Source organism: Roseovarius mucosus DSM 17069 (genome assembly GCF_000768555.3).
Classification (GTDB): Bacteria; Pseudomonadota; Alphaproteobacteria; order Rhodobacterales; family Rhodobacteraceae; genus Roseovarius; species Roseovarius mucosus.
The window spans coordinates 96,947-116,361 of the sequence record NZ_KN293980.1; the positions used below are offsets into that span (position 1 = coordinate 96,947).

8 protein-coding genes and 1 pseudogene are annotated in these 19,415 nt (G+C 57.0%); 6 read left to right on the plus strand and 3 right to left on the minus strand.

From position 1 onward, the window contains the following. The first annotated feature begins 81 nt into the window (after nucleotides 1-81). The 6 genes and pseudogenes from ROSMUC_RS21190 to ROSMUC_RS21565 all read left to right on the plus strand — a co-directional run bounded on the left by ROSMUC_RS21190 (nucleotide 82) and on the right by ROSMUC_RS21565 (nucleotide 17,435). Nucleotides 82-5,535: a peroxidase family protein gene (locus ROSMUC_RS21190; RefSeq protein ID WP_075571736.1), complete on the plus strand. Its 5,454-nt coding sequence runs from the start codon at nucleotides 82-84 to the stop codon at nucleotides 5,533-5,535. A gap of 89 nt (nucleotides 5,536-5,624) precedes the next feature. Next, the gene (locus tag ROSMUC_RS11595; RefSeq protein ID WP_037273204.1) at nucleotides 5,625-7,421 is read left to right on the plus strand and encodes a type I secretion system permease/ATPase; all 1,797 of its coding nucleotides are present in this window, start codon (nucleotides 5,625-5,627) and stop codon (nucleotides 7,419-7,421) included. Between the two features lie 2 nt (nucleotides 7,422-7,423). Then, a complete protein-coding gene (locus tag ROSMUC_RS11600; protein WP_146005685.1) occupies nucleotides 7,424-9,784 on the plus strand; it encodes a calcium-binding protein in 2,361 nt (786 codons plus the stop codon). Between the two features lie 25 nt (nucleotides 9,785-9,809). Beyond that, nucleotides 9,810-11,135, plus strand: a complete 1,326-nt coding sequence (locus ROSMUC_RS11605; protein WP_037273207.1) for an HlyD family type I secretion periplasmic adaptor subunit — start codon at nucleotides 9,810-9,812, stop codon at nucleotides 11,133-11,135. Nucleotides 11,136-11,215: 80 nt separating this feature from the next. Further along, a pseudogene (locus tag ROSMUC_RS20850) lies at nucleotides 11,216-11,521 on the plus strand (IS3 family transposase); the annotation flags it as partial. A gap of 703 nt (nucleotides 11,522-12,224) precedes the next feature. After that, complete coding sequence (locus ROSMUC_RS21565) at nucleotides 12,225-17,435, plus strand: calcium-binding protein (RefSeq protein ID WP_037273209.1); 5,211 nt, start codon at nucleotides 12,225-12,227, stop codon at nucleotides 17,433-17,435. A 153-nt stretch (nucleotides 17,436-17,588) separates the two neighbouring features. On the opposite strand, the gene ROSMUC_RS11615 is transcribed toward ROSMUC_RS21565, so the two are convergent. Genes ROSMUC_RS11615 through ROSMUC_RS11625 form a run of 3 tightly spaced genes read right to left on the minus strand, consistent with a single transcriptional unit; the run spans nucleotide 17,589 to nucleotide 19,396 of the window. Then, on the minus strand, nucleotides 17,589-17,921 hold the full coding sequence (locus ROSMUC_RS11615) for a putative quinol monooxygenase (protein WP_052115327.1): 333 nt from the start codon (nucleotides 17,919-17,921) through the stop codon (nucleotides 17,589-17,591). Beyond that, a complete protein-coding gene (locus ROSMUC_RS11620) occupies nucleotides 17,922-18,791 on the minus strand; it encodes an SDR family oxidoreductase (protein ID WP_037273211.1) in 870 nt (289 codons plus the stop codon). Beyond that, nucleotides 18,788-19,396 (minus strand): TetR/AcrR family transcriptional regulator, encoded by a 609-nt coding sequence (locus tag ROSMUC_RS11625; protein WP_037273212.1) that lies wholly within the window; start codon nucleotides 19,394-19,396, stop codon nucleotides 18,788-18,790. Before ROSMUC_RS11625 ends, ROSMUC_RS11620 begins: the two co-directional genes overlap by 4 nt. Between the last annotated feature and the right edge of the window lie 19 nt (nucleotides 19,397-19,415).

Sequence of the window (19,415 nt, forward strand, 5' to 3'; positions counted from 1 at the left end):
GGAAGTGAATCATGTTCTCATAACCGCGTCGAGGGCCGACTTTTTCAGCAGCCTGTTAAGGGCGAGGCTGGCGATGACGTTATGGCCTCTGCGAATGGTCTTGATGTCTTAATGGGCGGCACGGGCAAGGATGCCATATTCCTCGGGGTCGACTCGGCGGAAGTATTCGGTGGATCAGGAGACGATTTCATCCTCGGCGGAGCCGGTGCCGACTTTCTCTTGGGCAACGAGGGCGATGACTGGATTGAGGCAGGTGACGGCTTCGACGTCACTGCTGGGGATAACTCTGAATTGTTCTTCAACAGTAAGATTATCGGTCATGACGTGATGTTCGCAGGATCCGACGAGCATGATTTCGACGCTGAATCCGGCGACGACATCATGATCCAAGGTGAGAGCGTAATGCGCAACGAGGGCATGTTCGGATTTGACTGGGTCTCGTACAAAGGTGTGGCGGTTGATGCATATGCCGACATGCGCATCAAGATCTTCACCACCGACCAAGAGGATATCTTGCGCAATCGCTTTGACAAGGTCGAGGGATTGTCAGGGTGGCAGATGAACGACACGCTGATCGGTGACGACCGCGTTGCGCCCGGAACCGGAGAGAGCGCGGAAGGTGAGCTGTTCAATGACGGGCTCGATCAAGCGGGCATCGACCGGATTGATGGCCTTTCGGATATCGTCTCGCTTTTGAACGGCGCAGAGTTCTGGGAGAATGGCAATATCATCATGGGCGGTGGGGGCTCTGATCTGATCACTGGCAATGGTGGCGACGATATCATCGACGGTGACCGCTGGCTTAATGTGCGCATTCGTATCACCGGTAATCCGAATGACGAGAATACAGCAGCGAACGAAATTGTAACGGTCGATACGCTTCGGCACATCTTTACCGCAGAGGATGGGGTGGACCCTGCTTGGGTAGGACAAAGCCTGTTTGAACTTCTGGTTTCGCGCACCATCGTACCGGCCCAGATGAACATCTTCCGCGAAATTCTCAACGGTGGACAAGAGGATGACATCGACATCGCCGTGTTCAACGACAATCGCGACCAGTACACGATCACTGACCTTGGAAACGATGTCTTTCAGGTGGAACATACCGGATTTGGCACCAATCCCGCTGTTCTGATCGATGACGGCATCGACACGCTGCACAACATAGAGCTGTTGCGCTTTGCGGATGGAGACTTTGCGCTTCCCCGGCCGGCGACAGGCATGCCTGTCATCAACGATCCAACCCCGACCAACGGCCAGGTCTCGCCGATCGAGGGTCAGCTTCTGACGGTGGATACGAGCGGCATTGCGGACGTGAATGGTCTTGGGGCCTTCAGCTTCCAGTGGCAGTTTCTTGATGGTGCGGTCTGGGCCGACATTCCCGGTGCGACCAATGCGACATTCACGCCGAATGATCCAAACTTCATTCAGCAGCTTTTGGGCGACATCAGTGAGATCGGTCGACAGCTTCGCGTCGAAGTAAGCTTCACCGACGGGGGCGGTACGCTTGAGACAGTCTATTCCGAGCCTACCCTTGCGGTAGCCGAGAATACTGGTGTGACGCTGAATGGAACACCATTTTCAAACAACTCCCTCAACGGTGGCGCTGGCAACGATTTGCTGACCGGTGTCAGCCCGTTCTTCGGAATCGGCGGAAACGACACCCTCAACGGCAACGGTGGCGACGACATCCTGAGCGGACAGAATGGCACTGATGTTTTGAATGGGGGGAGCGGATTTGACGTGCTGGACGGCGGTGCAGGCAATGATGTGCTGAACGGCGGCGCGGACGACGATATCATCGTGGCCGGTGGCGGCACTGACACCATCATTCAGGCATCAACCGATGGGCGCGATTTGGTGGATGGCGGAGGCGGCAACGACACCTTCCGACTTGAGGGCAATGCCGAGGCTGAAACCTTCACTGTCTACGCCATGTCAGGTGGCCAGAACGCTGGCCTTGCAGCCAGTCTCGGGACATCTTTCCTGGCAACGACCGAGATCGTGATCACCCGCACTGTCGGGGCGACAACCACGGTGGTCGCCGAGTTGGACAACATCGAGGAGATCGCTATCGACACCCTCGCAGTGTCCGCAAATGACGGAAACGGCGTGCCAAACGGCGGCGTTGTCGGTGGAGATACGATCACGATTGTCGGAAACTTTGTTCCAACGAGTCTTAACTTCAGCACGATCACCGTCAATGGCACGGCTGCCGACGACACGGTAGATATCACTGCTCTGACATCGGCACACCGGATCGTATTTAGAGGCGAGGGTGGCAACGACACGATCATTGGCACCCTGCGGCCGCAAGACGTGATCGAACTGCCCGGAATCGGTGACCCGGTTGTGACAGTCAACGAAGACGGCATGGTCACGGTGAGCCGTGGTGGATCGAGTGTCACGTTCGATGGATCGAGCGGATTGCCCGGTGTTGGTGGTGGTACGCCGTCCGACGATGACGTCGCCGATGGATCATTCTCGCTGAGCGCCCGCGATCTGGAAGGTCTGAAGAACCTCGTCAACGGCGAGTTGGCCTTTGAAGGCGACGATGACACCGAAGAAGCCACCGGCGTCAGAACGCTGAGTGGTGAGGACAACAATGAGGCCAACCCGGCGTATGGCGCGGCGGGCGAGCCATTCATCAGGTTGACCGAGGCGCGCTATGGCGATCCCGATGAATTTGGTAACCGCAAGATCAATCCGATCTTTGATGGTCTCGATCCGCGTGCGATCTCCAACATCCTTGGGCCTCAGGACGCTAGTGTAGCCCCCAATGCGATGAACGCGAATGCGCTGTTCATGGCCTTTGGTCAGTATTTTGATCACGGACTCGACTTCATCCCCAAGAACCCTGCATTCGGCACGGTCGAGATTGGCGGACCGGGTGCGGAACGCAGCCCGACGTCCGACAATCCCGCAGACCTGACACGCGCGGAAGTTGCGGGCTATGATGAGAACGGCACGCCGCTACATACAAACATGACATCGCCCTTTGTCGACCAGAACCAAGCCTATGGCAGTCATGAGCTTGTTGGGCAATTCCTGCGCGAAAGCGATGGAGCGCATGGGTTTGGCATGCGGCTTCTGGGGGGCGAGGCCGACCCTTCGGACCCGGCCTTCAGTCTCTTGCCGACCCTGCGCGATCTGATCCTGCACCACTGGGAGGCGGAAACATACTTTGAAGATGCTGGTTTGCCGGGTGGTGCGGCAAGGCTTCAGGATGTTCTTCCGGGTCTGGTCGATGAGATTACCGGCGAGATTGACCCAAGCATGGTGCAGGCGCTTGCGTCTGATTTCCTTGGGTCCGGGCAACCTCTGCTGCTCGACGCCAATCCGTTCATCGACCTGCTTGATCACCGGGTGGCGGGCGATGGCCGCGCGAACGAGAACTTCGCGCTGACATCGGTGCACACAGTTTGGGCGCGAAACCATAACTTCCACGTCGAGAATCTGCTCATGCAGGGGTTTGAGGGCAGCGACGAGGAAATTTTCCAAGCGGCCAAGATGCTCAACGAGAGCGATTATCAGCGCGTTGTGTTCCAAGAGTTCGCGGACAAGCTTCTTGGCGGGTTGCGCAGTGCGGATGGTGGCACGGATGACCATGGCTGGGATGGCTACAATCCCGACGTTGATGCCCGGATCACTCACGAGTTCGCGGCTGCAGCCTATCGCTTTGGTCATTCGCTGGTCGGTGAGAACCTGCAGGTTCAGGGGCCAAATGGGGAACTCATTCAGGTGCCGTTGTACGACGCCTTCCTCAACCCGAGCAATGATCCGTCGGTTTTCAACGCACCGCTGCCGCAGGGATATGTTCCGGCACCCGGCTATGCACAATACGGCGTCGCAGCCATTATCGGCGGCACGGCGGTGCAAGCGGCGGAAGAAGTCGATCTAAAGATCGTTGAGGCGATCCGATCCGATCTTGTTCGGATCAATGCCGATCTCTTCTCGTTCAACGTCGCACGCGGCTGGGATGTGGGACTTGGGACGATGAACCAAGTTCGCGCCCAGCTTGCAGCCTCGACCGATCCCTATGTTTCTCAAGCTGTGGGACTCGCCGGCGATCTGTCACCCTATACGAGTTGGGCGGATTTCCAGGCGCGCAATGACGTGAGCGACGAAGATATGGCGCGGCTGATGGAGGCCTATCCCGACCTCGTGTTGGAGACACCTGCTCAGATTGCCGCCTTTGTCGAGGTGAACCCTGACGTCATGCTTGAGGATGGCTCAAACGGCAGCAAGATCGTCAAGGGCATCGACCGCGTCGATCTGTGGACTGGTGGTCTTGCTGAAAAGCATGTCAACGGCGGAATGGTTGGTCAGACCTTCTGGGTCGTGCTTCATGAACAGTTCGACCGCCTGCAAGAAGGCGACCGGTTCTACTACATCGACCGGTTTGACAATTTCGATTTCTATCAGGAGTTCGGTGAGGATACGACATTTGCCAATATTGTCGCCCGCAACACCAGCCTGACAGATATCAGCAACAGCCTCTTCGATGCCACCGGTGAAGACGAAGATGAGGAGTATGACACTGCCGGTGACGGTGACGACACGGCAGAGAACGATGACGACGCCGTCGCTGAAGGCGACGACACCGCAGAGGGTGACGACGGCGACGCCAGCGAAGGCGACACTGACGAGGACGACGACGAGGAGAACGAAACTGATGCCAATAACGGCACGGTAACGCCGCCGCCTCTTGCAGCGTCAGAGCAAGTCATTGGAACGGCTGCTGCCGACACGCTCTTTGGCGGTGCTGAAGGAGACAATATCCTGGCCTTGGCTGGACGAGACATGATCTTTGCTGGCGACGGCGACGACAATGTTCTGGCTGGTGGCGGGCGGGACATGGTCTTTGGTGACGGCGGCAATGACAGGCTCTTCGGTGAAGGCGGTGACGATTTCATCGAGGGCGGGGCTGGCAATGACTTTGTCGTGGGTGGCGCCGGGTCTGATCTGTTCGTGGCAACTGCTAACGATGGTGACGACGTTTATTACGGCGATCACGTCAGCGGCGGATCAGGCACAGATACCCTCGATATGTCGCAGATCACAGCCGATGCCAGCGTCGATCTTGGAAGCGGCGTCGGTGGACGCGGGTATGCGTCAAGTGACCAATCTGGGAACGACGTGTTGTGGAGTATCGAGAACTTCATCGGGGGCGCAGGTGACGATGTCATCACCGCAGGCGGTGCGCAAAACGAGATGGACGGTGGCGTAGGCAATGACGTCTATCGCTTCCTGTCAGCATCGGACGCCGACGGGGATACAATCAATTCCTTTGAACCCGGCGACAAGATCGACCTCTCGCAGATCGACGCGAACGGTTCTGGATCTGGCAACGGCACCTTCACGCTCGTCTCTGACGCCTTCACAGGCGGCGGACAGCTCCTCGTGACACACGAGACCGGTGCAGACGGTGATGTGACCGTAATTCAGGGCAACATTGAAGGTGATAACGCGCCTGATTTCAGCATCTCGATACGGGGCCGCCACGACCTGACTCAGGACGATTTTCAGCTCTGAGTCAGCCTGACAATAGCTCCGGGCGGATCTTCTCCTGCCCGGAGTGATTGGCTCGGTCACATTTCATTTTTCAGACGCGAGAGCACATCATGGCGAATCAAAAGAACAAGTCCGGGAACGCGGCAGCCAAAGCGCTCGGTAGCATCAAGGGATTGGTTGTATTTCTGCTCCTGCTTTCAGGGGTCATCAATATTCTGGCATTGACCGGCGCTTTCTACATGCTCCAGATTTATGACCGAGCCCTGGTCAGCGGCAGCGTCCCGACGCTTGCCGCTATTTCAGTTCTGGCAGTCGGGCTTTATCTCTTTCAAGGCGTCTTCGACGTAATTCGCACCCAAATTCTCATTCGTGTTGGTGCGCGATTGGACCGGCGATTGGCACCCGTCGCACATCAATTGGTCGTTGACATGCCACGTCTGGGATATTCCACCTCCGAGGCCCTCGAACGGGGCCGCGATGTTGATACACTTCGGGGTTTCTTTGGCTCTCAAGGCCCGATTGCATTGTTTGACTTGCCGTGGATGCCAATTTTCCTCGCGTTCGTCTACTTCCTGCATCCGATGCTGGGCGCCCTGACGATTGGCGGTGCGTTTGTTCTTGCGACACTTGCGATCACGGCGGAATTGCGGACCCGGAGTTGGAGCAATTCGACCGTGTCAGCGACAATTGAGCGCAACGCAATCGCGGATTCGAACGCACGTAACGCCGAGGTTTTGAAGGCAATGGGCTTTGCGTCGCGGGCCGTTGCGCGTTTCTCAGCCGCGAATGATCGGCACCTCGAACTTCAGACTCGAACAAGTGACATATCAGGCACGTATAGTGCCATTTCGCGCGTGCTGCGGATGTTGCTGCAGTCGTCAATCCTCGGGCTTGCGGCGTATCTCACCATTCAGGGTGAATTGTCGGCCGGTGCCATCATTGCGGCAACCATTGCTTCGGCCCGTGCCATGGCGCCCATCGACCTTGCAATTGGAAATGCAAAGAACATGGAATCCGCGCGCACGTCATGGCGTCGCTTGCGCAACACTGTCGACGTGCTTGAAAATCAACCCAAGCCGATGTGGCTACCAGGCCCGAAGTATAACCTGAAAGTGGAGGGCATGACTGTAGCTGCGCCAGCAACCGGGAGAGTTTTGCTCAGTGACATCACCTTTGAGGCTGCGGCAGGACAAGCTGTCGGGATCATTGGGCCGAGTGGTGGAGGAAAGACCACGCTGGCCCGCGCATTGACCGGCATCTGGCCCCCGTTGCGGGGATCAGTTCGACTGGACAGTGCGGAGTTGACGCAATGGAGTGACGACGATCTCGGGGCGCATATCGGTTACATGCCTCAGGATGTCGCTCTGCTCGACGCGACGGTCGAAGAGAACATCGCGCGTCTCGCTGAAGCGCCTGACCCAGAGGCGATCGTTGCTGCCGCACGCGCCGCAAATGTGCATGAAATGCTCGTGCGGCTTCCAGACGGATACCGGACATACCTAGGGCCGATGGGCACGTCGATTTCGGGCGGACAGCGGCAGCGTCTGGGATTGGCGCGTGCGCTCTACCAGTCACCGTTCTTGGTCGTCCTAGACGAGCCCAATGCGCATCTTGACCCTGAAGGAGAGGCCGCTCTTACCGTGGCAATTGAGGGAGTCAAAAAACGCGGCGGCATCGTTGTTCTGATCGCTCACCGACCGTCGGCGCTTCAGGCATGCGACCTGATCGGTGTGATCCAGGCTGGCAAGCTTACCGCTTTCGGTCCAAGAGACCAGATCCTGAACCCGAAACCTGTTTCGGTCGCCAGCACAACCAAGCCTTCCGTGAACGCAGAACAGCGCCCGGCAGCGACGCATGTCGCAAGTCACATGCTAGACGCGGGGCGCAAGGCCAATAAGGGAGGCTGATCATGATTGACGTCAAAAGCTTCCGCTCCGCACCGACCGAACACCCTGACCCCTCCGACCCTATGGGATTGGAACACCCCGAACGCAGTCAAACGAAACTCCTCAGCGGCTGGCTCGGCAGCCTCATAGGTTTAGGCCTCTATCTTCGCTCCTTTCTATGGTCTGACCCTCAGATTGTTGCCGTGGCAAAAGACGAACCGCCGGAGGACGACACCGAAAATATCAATGCAAGCCGCAACCAATCTACTCTGGTAAAACAAAAGAATGTCCCGGACGACAGCGATAGTGGAGCTGAAGATTCCTGGGTTGAAGACGAACCATCAATCGTTTCATTCCGGTATCCGGTGGTTCTAGGCCGATTTGACAGCATGTTCCTCGAACCATTTACAGAGTTGGTTTCCGGTGCTGAGTTTCCACGCGTGATCGCAAATACCACTCTCCCTCCATTCAGCTTGTTCCCGGGAAGAAACAATTTTCCCCAGAACAACACCGCGGAACCAACCCCCCCACCAACCATACCCGATCGGAGCGGCGAGACGGAGCCCGACAATCCCTCAAATGTGGCAGAGGAAGAAAACCCTGACCGAATCGAAACCGACCCTCAGGATCGTAACCGTGCCCCGCGCAATTTAAGTTCCGTGTACCTTGGGGACGTCGGTAGCGGAGCTGTCTTAGCGATTTCCTTGGCTCACCTTCTCTCTGAAACACGGGATCAAGATGGCGATCTTCTTGGGGTCTCAATCACCGGCAGCAGTTCGGGTCATATGGACCCCAAAGGCGATGGCTGGCGCTATTTCGCAGATACAGAGGCTCTGGGCGAAGTTGAAATCGCGTTCTCGATCAGCGATGGCGCATTCAGTATTGAGCAGACCGCAATTTTGAACGTGGTTGAAAATGTCTTTACGGGAACTGATGGCGAAGACCTGATTGTTGGCACGCAAGGGCGCGACGCAATTTTTGGGTTGGACGCTGACGACAATCTGGCCGGGTTGGGAGGGCGTGACAGAATTTACGGCGGCGCAGGGGATGACAATATTTCCGGTGGCGATGGCAACGACAGTCTGTTCGGCGGTGATGGGGATGACCTGATTGCCGGAGGAGATGGCGACGATTGGATTTCCGGTGGTGCAGGCGACGACCGTCTCTATGGCGAGGGCGGCGACGACGTGATCCACGGAGACACCGGCAATGACGAGGTTTACGGCGGTGACGGCGCGGACCAGATCTTTGGCGGCAGCGGCGATGATATGGTCATTGCAGGCGCCGGAGATGACGACGTGCAAGGCGAGGCTGGCGACGATGTCATCCATGGCAACGCTGGCGATGACGCCCTTAACGGTGGTGACGGCGCGGACCAGATCTTTGGCGGCAGCGGCGATGATACGGTCATTGCAGGCGCCGGAGATGACGACGTGCAAGGCGAGGCTGGCGACGATGTCATCCATGGCAACGCTGGCGATGACGCCCTCAACGGTGGTGGCGGCGCGGACCAGATCTTTGGCGGCAGCGGTGACGACGCCTTGTCTGGGGGGGGCGGCGCTGATCTACTCGCAGGTGACAGTGGCAACGATGTAATCTCCTCAGATGATGGCGACGACATATCCCAAGGCGGAGTTGGGAATGACGTGCTGTTCGGAGGATACGGAGACGACCTTCTGGATGGGGGAGATGACGACGACATTGTATTCGGAGACGCTGGTCAAGATAGCCTCTATGGGGGAGACGGCAACGACATCCTCTCGGGGGGGACAGACGAAGATACTGTCTCGGGCGGGGAAGGCGATGACATTATAGTCGCAGACGACGATGGGGCATCCGATACTTATTCCGGCGATGCGGGCTACGATCAACTTAACTATTCAGGTGCGACAGACAGTGTTGAACTCGATCTGATCATGGGTGTGGCCTCTGGCGAGAGCATCGGTGACGACAGTTTCGACGGGTTCGAGGATTATGTTGGAACCACTGGAAACGACCATTTTCGCGCAGGGTCTGGACAGGCGTCCCTGACCGGCAACGGCGGTTCAGATCTCTACAATTTTGTACAGGGCGACACAGTTGATATCGTCCGGTCATTTTATCAGATCAATGATTTCGATAGCGATGACCGGATCTGGATCGGCTCGGGGGCGGGTCACAGAGAAATCCGAAAAGCGCAGAAATCCCTCGAGGAGCGTATCGAAGATGACTTGGATGATTACGCCGACGCGCTCGACGTGGATGAACCCCGGCTGACCTATCACCACGATTGGAGCGACGATTATCGCCGAACCGTCATTGAAGTCGATTTCAACCGTGACAGGGTCATAGACCTAGAGTTGCGGATCGAAGGTGACCACATCCTCGTGATAGAACACGCCTAACGCACTGAACAGAAGGATTATTGGAATGGCTAAATCTGGTTCTGTGACAAACACGCCTCAAAAGGCAGCGGCCTTCGACCGGCTCCGTGGACGCATTATACTTGGCATCCTCATGATGTTTGGGCTGTTAGGAGGCGTGGGTGCTTGGGCGTTCAATGCGAATTTGACCGGTGCAGTAATCGCAATGGGGACAGTCAAGGTCGATCAGAACCTCAAGCAGGTTCAGCACCGCGACGGTGGGATTGTTGAAAAGATTTCCGTGCGCGAGGGCGACGAAGTCGAGGCCGGTCAGATTATGTTTCGTCTTGATGACGCGCAATCGCGAGCAGAGCTCTCAATCCTTTCCGCGCAACTCGACGAGGCCGAGGTCCGACGCGCGCGTCTCGTTGCAGACCGTGAGGGTGCGGTAGAGGTCAGATTTTCCAAGCGTCTCTCTATGTCTGATCCACAGCAAAACGAATTGATGTCAGGTGAACTACGCCTCCACGCTGGCAATATTGCGAACCGCGAAAATCAGCGCGAACAACTCAAACTCGGTATCGCTCAGGTAGACGAGGAAATTGTGGCGCTGGTATCGCAGCGTTCGGCGTTGACAGATGAATTGGCCCTTGTGGAAGAAAGCCACTCGCGCATTGTAAACCTGTTCGAGAAGGGCTTGATCCAAATGCCTCGCGTCGATGAAGCAAAGCGCGAACTGGTTCAGATGCGTGGCAAACTTGGCGAACTTGACGCCAATATTGCGCGGTCCCGTTCGCGGATCAGCGAGATCGAGATGCGGATTCTTTCCGTGGATGAGATCGCAAGAAATGAGGCCCAACGCGAGCTAACTGTCGTAGAGGCGCGCATTCAGGAACTGTCAGACCGGTTGACCGCGGTGCAGGATAGGCTTTCGCGTACTGAAATACGCGCACCAATTTCCGGGCGGATTAACGAACTGTCAGTGTTCACCGAAGGCGGGGTCATCACCCCAGCCGAAATATTGGCGACAATTGTCCCGGCGTCTGCCGAGTTGCGGATAGAGGTTCAACTCCCGACCACAGCCATCGACCAAGTGTATCTTGATCAGACGGCTCGTGTCCGGTTTTCGTCCTTCAACCATCGCACAACGCCTGAAATTCTCGGCACAGTTTCGCACATTTCACCAGCAACGACAATTTCAGCATCCACCGGTGAGCCGTTCTATATCGGCTATGTTGATATATCGCCCGAAGAGTTTGCAAGGCTGAACGGTCTCGCCTTGATGCCGGGCATGCCAACCGAAGTCTATCTCTCCACCCAAGAACAAACTGCGGCGGCCTATTTCGCTCGGCCTTTGTTAGATCAATTCGAGAAAGCCTTTCGAGAAGAATGAGCGCCTCGTCTGTTGGATGTCACTGAGATTTGACCCGCCGAGGGTGCGGACAAAAACTTGGACTATCTTGGAGATAGTTCATGTATAGCTACGAAGAGCGAATGCGCGCGGTTGAGCTTTATATCAAGCTCGGCAAATGCTTGCGGGCCGCAATCCGTGAGTTGGGATATCCAACGAAGGATGCCTTGAAGGGCTGGTATGGAGAATATGAGCGTCGGCAGGATTTGGCGATACGTTCAATGCCGCGCCCGCCTAAGTTTTCGGCGGCACAGAAGCAGATAGCGTTAGAGCATTATCCCAGCCAGAGGCGCTGCATTTCATCGACGCTGCGTGCCTTAGGCTATCCTGGTCGGGCCACGCTGACTGCCTGGGTTCGCGAGGCATTCGAGTGGCTAGCAGGCACAGCCACGCATCAGGCATCAAATGATGTTTGATGGGTTAACCTGTTCCGGCACCGATGTTCTCCAACTCCGGAGGAGAGGGATAGATCAATGGCGTTAGCATTGCCTAAAAGCCTTAGATTGCAAGGTGTGATGGCTTGAGGATAATTGCTAGTTAGTAGGGCGTTAGTAGGGAATGTACGTCAAACGGTCTCTGGCTCGATGCGGCATCGTCCAAGTTTGATCCTCAAAATAGTGATTTAACCGTAAAGGGTTAGATATTTTTGACAGCTTCTTCCGGCAACGTCCAACTCATAGACGGCAAAATTCGAAATTAGTAGGTCGGGTTCACTGTCGGTTTAGAAAAGCGCTGGTTCGGTCAAGGTTTATGCGCCCTCCCGCAACCAACTTATCCGACTTAAGGCCCGCACTCGCTGCGGGCCTTGTCGTTTGCGCATCCCCCAAAGACAATATCCCCGCCAATCCACCGCAAGCGTGCCGCAGAGCTCCAAATGCGGCGACATCCGCTTGCCGCCCGTGGGCGTGTATATAATCGAGAATGCAGGTCACATTGGGCCCAAGAGGACTGATCCTTGCCCGAAATTGCAAATTTTGTTATACTTTTTGATATTACTTTCTTCGTTCTTGTCAAAAAACAATTTCGATCGCGACAGGTTTTATCGTCGCTGAGATAAAAGGGATAGTTTGCATGGGTCTTGAGCTGGACGCCTACAAGGCGCGCACCGAACAGACAATTCTTAGATTACAAGCGCTTCAGGATGTGACGTCACGCATTGGCACGCTGATATCCACAGCCCAGTTTGGCGTGAAGAAATACAAGACGGCAGATAAAACGGCAGAGAGCGTCGACGACTCTCTCTTTACGGTGACCAATCTTCTGACCGTTGCCGGGTTTGTTTCGCCGCTCAAGACGCCGGTGACGGCTTTGAAAACCGTTCTGGACCGGATCGAACCGGTGGTTGACAGCATCGACGACAAGTTCGACGAAATCAGCGGCAAAGATAACGCGGCCACACCAGAGACCGAAACAGATGGCCAGTTTGTCGAGACAATCGAAACCGGGCTGACAGGTGCGGCGCTTACGTTCAGCGCCGTGACGGACGCGCTAGCCTTGCGCATCCGACAGCTGGAAATCGCCTCTGCCGCGACGGGGAATTTTGTAGACGCCTTAGAGGTGGCCAACCGGGATGCCGAGGCGTGGAGCGGTGATTACACGGCTTTGAATGCGGCAATCGAAGCGCAGATGGCCGCGCGTAATGCCCTGATCCAGGGAGTCCAAGCCCTCTACACCAACGTCAAGGCAGAGGTGGACGCATTTCTTGCTGTCTTGGTCGACATCGACTTTGACAGCATTCTTGGCGAGATTGTCGATCTGGAAGAAATCGCAAAGGTCTTTGATTTCCTCAAGGCACCTCTCAGCGTGGCCGAGAGCCTTTTAGCACCCATTCAGCCGCTGTTGAACGCGGTTGATTTTCTGGTCGGGCTTATCGTCAATCCGGTCATTGATTTTGTCATTGAAACCCTGAACCTCGACAACATCCTGGAAGCCACCGAGGCGGTGATTGATGCGCTTATTCCCTCGATCAACTTGCTGGATGCGTTCGAACAACTGATTCAGCCCCTTCAGGATTTCCTGTTGGAATATATCGTTGATGGGCTTGGCACGCTTCCCTTGTTGGATACTGTGGAGAACGCCTTTTTTGGTGGCGTCGCTGGGAATGCCGATCAGGGGCCGACCGGCTGGGGCAATGATGTCGCGAACCTGCTGACCGGGGACAGTGGCGACGACATACTTGATGCGCTTGACGGGAGCGATACGATCTTGGGCGGCGGCGGTAATGACGTGCTTATCGCCGGGGCCGGCTCTGACTTGCTTAATGGTGGCGCAGGCGACGATCTGTTCTATTTCGGGGCAAGTTTCACCGAGTATGAACTGGCACGTGATCCCGATGCCGGGGATATCATCGTAAGCCATCTTGCGCCGCAAACCGAGGTCAACACCGGCATCGACGTCCTGAGTGCGCTTCAGGATGGCGACCATGTGGTGTTTACGGATATTTCCTTTACTGGAGCGGAACTGAACAACGCGCTTATCGGCGGTTCTGTCTTGAACGGCGACCGAAATGGTTTTGCCGAGGATGATCTTCTCTTTCTCAATTCAACTGGAACTCCGGTGAACGGATTTCATGTGGCGAATGGCCTTGGGGGTGATGATAGGATCTTTGGCTCGACCTTGGACGATCAGCTGAACGGCGGGACAGGCAACGATGTGCTCGTGCCAGGACGGGGCGATGATCAGGCCAATGGTGGTGCCGGTATCGACACGTTTCAGGTGCTCCGAGGGGCAAATTCGCGCCTGACCGTAGATCTGATCGCGGGGACATCATTCGGACAAGGCCAGGATACACTTAGTTCCCTGGAAAATGTCATTGCCTCTCCGGATCAGGATCACAAGATCCGCGGCACCGAAGGCGCTAACGCGATCTATACAGGCGATGGGATCGACGTGATCACGGGTCTGGGTGGCAATGACACGATCGACGCTGGCGGCGAGGATGATTACATCATCGGCGGGCGCGGCGCGGATGTGATCAATGCCGGGGCGGGCAACATTGATGTGATGATTTCAGGTAGTGCGGCGCAAGCCGGGGTCAGCGATCACTATATCGGTGGCGACGGGTTTGACGTTGTGTCCTATACAAGCTCTTCCAATACGATCCGTTTCGACATCAACGATCAGAGCGACGATCCGTCGATCTTGCAGCAACTGAACACCTACATGCAGGGGATCGAAGACAGCGGCCCGGTGCGGATTGATGCAGATACTGGCCGCATTTCCCGGTTTGATCTGGCAGGCAATTTGATCGCGACGGATACGACCGACGGTGTTGAAGGGTTCATGGGATCGGACCTGGCCGATACGTTGTTTGGTGCGCCAAGCGCCCGGCTCTTGCACGGCGCGGGCGGAGATGACGTGATCCGCACCGGCGGCACTGAAAACATAGACGGTGGTGAGGGCGATGATCTAATCCTGATCGAAGAGGTCGATGGCGGAGCGACCGCGCTTCAGGTCGAGGGTGGCGGTGGCTTTGATCGCCTGCAACTCGACGGGGTGGGGGATGCGCGATGGTTCTACCGCGTCGAAAGTGCGATCTCCCTCACACTGCGTGCCCATAAAACAACCGTGCAGGGCGAGGATTTGCGCAACGCGCGCGATGTCTTCTTTTCGGTGCGACCCAGAGGCGTCGAAGAGATTGCCTTGGGGAACTTTGACGATCACGCAATTTATGCCCCCGGTGGCAGCGCGACGGCGGTGTTCTTGTTGCAGGACGGCAACGACCGGTTCGACGGGGAAAACGGATTTGCCGATGTGGATGCTGGCAATGGCAACGATATTGGAAATTTCAATTCTGGCGGCGGCGGGATATTTCGCGGCGGCGCGGGAGACGATTTCGCAGTCTATGACGATGCCGGCACTGACAACGCGGCCCTCATGGGGGCCGACAACGATGTAGTGCAGATAGAGCGGTTTCGTGGCCATGCCGATGGTGGCACAGGCTATGATACGATTGCCTTTAATGTGAATTTCAACGCGCGCATCGTTGCCGATCTCGCGGCGGGCACAGTCATGTCGTTCAACGGTCTGCCTGTTAACAACTCTGAGCAGGTCGGTATGACCCTGCAAGACTTCGAGGTGGTGATCGCAACGGAGTTCAACGATCTCGTAGACGGCAGTAGCCAGTCCGAACAGATTCTCGGGCGTGGAGGAAACGACACGCTGCGCGGTGCAGGGGGGCGTGACAAGCTTTATGGCGGTGCAGGCAATGACACGCTTGAAGGTGGGGCTGATGAGGATTTGCTCCACGGCGGTGGCGGCAATGACCGGCTCGATGGTGGCGCAGGCAATGACACCGCGTCTTACGCGTGGGCGCGCCCCGGCGGGTTGAACGGCGCGATTATCGCGGACAGCTTTGGCGCGGTGACGGTCAACCTTGAAACGGGCACCGCGACAGGCACCTTTGGGTCCGATGTACTGATCTCGATTGAGAATGTGATCGGCACCGGCGCGGATGATCGGTTGATCGGTGATGCGCAGAACAACATGCTTTCGGGCGGCGCAGGGCAGGACAGTCTTGAGGGCGGAGGCGGCGACGATATTCTCATCACAGGCACAGGAGACGATACCGTCGCCGCAGGGGCCGGGGATGATACTGTCGTGGTCGGACTTGGCGTAAAGAGCCTTGATGGCGGTACCGGGTTCGATACGCTGGACTTTGGCACGGCGTCGGGCTCTGTCGACCTGAACCTCGTCACGGGCAGTTATATCGCTACGTTGACTGATCGCATCCCACGCTGGGCAGACCTTGACCCGGATGGCGACGGCGTCACCGAGAGCGATGGCACAGAAGCGCGCATCTTTGCCGGTGTGTCCCTGACACCCCTTGATGTGTTCGAGGCCAATCCAAGCCAATCCAATAGTGCCGACGATGTGACGAGGATACTGCCCTCGCTTGAGGATAGCGGCTTTGCAGCGTTTCAGATCGCTTTGGTTGAGGTTGCGGTTCCCGCATCGGGCAGTTTCGCCGGTTTCGAGCGCGTGATCGGAGGGGACGGCAATGATACCGTCGCCGGGACATCTGAAGGCGACGAGATGTTCGGTGGGGCCGGGCGGGATCGCCTTACGGCGTTTGCGGGGGACGACCTGCTGAATGGCGGGCTGGGCGATGACACCCTCGACGCAGGTACGGGGAATGACACGCTTGAGGGCGGACTTGGTAACGACAGCCTCGTTGGGGGTGTGGGCTTTGATGTGATGATCCTTGCGGCAGCCATGAGCGATGTCAGGATTGCGCAAGACGGCGACTCTCTCACGCTTGCCTCGCCTGATGGCACTGATACGGTCGTCGGCATCGAGCAGTTCCGCTTTTCGGATGCCACGCTCAGTCTTGCGGAAGTGTTGAGCTTGCCGTCTGTCGGTCGACAGGAGACCGGAACGTCGGGGAATGACACACTTACCGGTGGATCTGGTGACGACACGTTGATCGGGCAGAGGGGCGACGATTCGATCAGTGGGCTTGAGGGTGATGACGGCGTCTTTGGCGAAGATGGGAACGACGCGCTGTCTGGTGGCGATGGCGACGACTCGATTGCGGGCGCGGATGGTGACGACACGGTCAGTGGCGGCCCCGGCAATGACAATATCGGCGGCGGACAAGGTAATGACACGCTACGTGGCGACGATGGCAATGACATCATCGGGGCAGGGTTCGGCGACGATTCCGTTTCCGGTGGGGCGGGCAATGATGTGGTCGCGGGCGGCGCCGGGAATGACAGCCTTTCAGGCGGTGACGGCAATGACAGCATGTCAGGCAGCTTTGGCAACGATATAATCGACGCTGGCAGTGGGGATGATGACATTGGCGGCGGTACAGGGCGCGATACGATCGATGCCGGGGCTGGAAATGATCGGGTCGGTGGTGGCGAGGGTGATGACAGCATCTTGGGTGGCGATGGCAACGATTTCCTCGCGGGTGGAGGTCGTAACGACACCATCGACGGAGGCGCGGGAAATGACACGATCAACGCGGGCGCCGGCAACGACATCCTAACCGGTGGCAGCGGCGGTGATCAGTTCGTGTTTACGGCGTTTTTTGAAGGTGAGAGCGATGTGATCACCGATTTCGAGGACGGGATTGACCGCTTCTTTATTCGCATCGTGAACCCGGACACGGGCGTGGAGAACATCAATAATGGCGGAAACGGCCTTGTCGGTTTTGTCATGGCAATGAACATCACCGACACGGCGGCAGGGGCGCAAATGAGCGTCAACGGCAATACGATTCTTGTCGAAGGTGTCGGCGCGGCGGATCTGACGTTGGATGACTTCAGCTTTCTGTGATGCAAAACCTCGTTGGAATGAAGCTCTGAAATGCTGTTCCACTGGACATTTAAGGTGGGTCGCGCCTGATCTTACATCATTGCATGAGGGGCAATGGGTGGTCCACGCAGATTGCCCCAGGCGCCGGGGAATTCCCCTACGAGCAGTGCCACGTCATGCATGGAACTGTTCCCAACTCACTTGAGAGCTTGCATACATCTTGGTCACTTCGACAGGCGCGCTGAGCCATGTCTCGTATTTCTTGAAGACGCTTGTCGTGTAGTCCTGCGCATAGTGGGCGTTCAGCGCGTCCTCATTTTCAAAACATTCAAACAGATGCAGCGTGTCGCTGCGATCCTTGCTGACGAATGCCGAAAAGACGTGGCAACCTGGTTCTTGCAGAGTAGGCTGGATGATCTCATCCAGCGCGGCCTTGGCCGCGCTGAAATATTCGGGTTTTACCTGGATCACGGCGAACAGGAACAGTTTGGGTTTATTGTTGGCCACTTACATGCCTCCCGTATACACAGGTTTCAGGCCTTGGATGAGCTGGGCTTGAATGGGCAATACGGCCGCGTTAACGGCAGATACGCCCATGTCTTGCCCGATCTGGGTACGGATCGGGCGCGGCGCGCTCATGTCTACAAGGTTCGCGATCTGGGTTGCGACATTGCCGGCATCCGTGCTCGCGTCCCCCTGATCGAACATGCCCTGAAACATCCCCAGCAGACGGTCACGGCCTAGCGCAAGATCCCCATAGTCATGAACACGCGCGGTGTCGGCGGGGGCTGGGGCCGTTGTGACCAGATCGGTGCCGTGGCCGCTCGGCTCGACCAGGATCGACTCGATGCCGAAGGGTTCCAGTTCATAGTGCAGCGATTCACAATAGGCTTCCATCGCCCATTTGCTGGCGCAGTAGAGCCCGAAGTAAGGCATCCCAAAGCGCCCTGCCGCGGAGCTCAGGCTTATGATCAGCCCCGACTTTCTGGAGCGCATATGCCCTAGAACGGCGCGGGTCATCCGCATGATGCCGTAGACATTCACGTCAAACAGATCTTTGGCTTGCTGCATCGTGAAGGCCTCTGTCAGGCCTACGGGCATGACGCCGGCGTTATTGATCAGGACGTCGATCGGAGCCTCTGCTTCGATGGTTGCAACTGCGGATGTGCAAGCGGTCTCATCGGTGACATCGAGCGCGATCGGTATGATGCGCCCTTGGGCAAAAGCCGCAAGTTCGGCTGCGGCGTCTTTGTTGCGCTCAGTCACGTCGCGCATTCCCGCGTACACGGTATGCCCGCGTGAGGCGAGAGTTTTGGCCGCGAGCAGACCGATGCCGCGGCTGGCGCCGGTGATGAGGATTGTGTTTGAAGATGTCACTGGTGTCGTTCCTTTGTTTTGAAAACTGTTTGCATGAAGAGCGCGAGCGGTTCGTCATTTCCGCGGACCTTCATGCGCGTGAGTGCGCCGCTCCAAGCGTTCATAAGCCAGTCGGCAGCCTGCGCCGGGGTGAGATGCTGCAAGCCGATGTCGGACAGGTCGATATTCTCCAAACACTCGGCCAGCACGGCGGTCATGCCCGACCAATGCGCATCCAATGCGGCCTGAAACGCGGGCCTTTCATCGGCGAGTTCCGTCGCGAGATTGCACATCAAGCATCCCTGCTGGAATTTGCGGCTGGCCATTTCGCTGCGGGCTTGTTCGAAAAAGCGGCGCAAGCGGTCGATATGCGGGAGCGACGGATCCTCGAGACAGAGTCTGGCTGCCTCGATCTGTCGTTCGTTGTAGCGATCGGCCACCGCGATCCCAAAGGCCTCTTTGGAGGGGAAGTGGTGATAGAACGACCCTTTCGGAACACCTGATTCCGAGAGGATTTCGTTGATCCCGCTTTCGGAAAAGCTGGTTGAGCGAAAGGCGCGTTCGCCCACATCCAGAAGCTTTTCGCGGTGCGACATATGTGTGTTCTGATCTCTGGGGCGTGCCATCTTGGATTCCTCCGGTGGT

Coding starts and splice junctions, on each gene's coding strand:
- ROSMUC_RS11595 (WP_037273204.1), top strand. CDS start 5,625: ATGGCGAATCAAAAGAACAAGTCCGGGAACGCGGCAGCCAAAGCGCTC.
- ROSMUC_RS21190 (WP_075571736.1), top strand. CDS start 82: ATGGCCTCTGCGAATGGTCTTGATGTCTTAATGGGCGGCACGGGCAAG.
- ROSMUC_RS11605 (WP_037273207.1), top strand. CDS start 9,810: ATGGCTAAATCTGGTTCTGTGACAAACACGCCTCAAAAGGCAGCGGCC.
- ROSMUC_RS21565 (WP_037273209.1), top strand. CDS start 12,225: ATGGGTCTTGAGCTGGACGCCTACAAGGCGCGCACCGAACAGACAATT.
- ROSMUC_RS11600 (WP_146005685.1), top strand. CDS start 7,424: ATGATTGACGTCAAAAGCTTCCGCTCCGCACCGACCGAACACCCTGAC.
- ROSMUC_RS11625 (WP_037273212.1), bottom strand. CDS start 19,396: ATGGCACGCCCCAGAGATCAGAACACACATATGTCGCACCGCGAAAAG.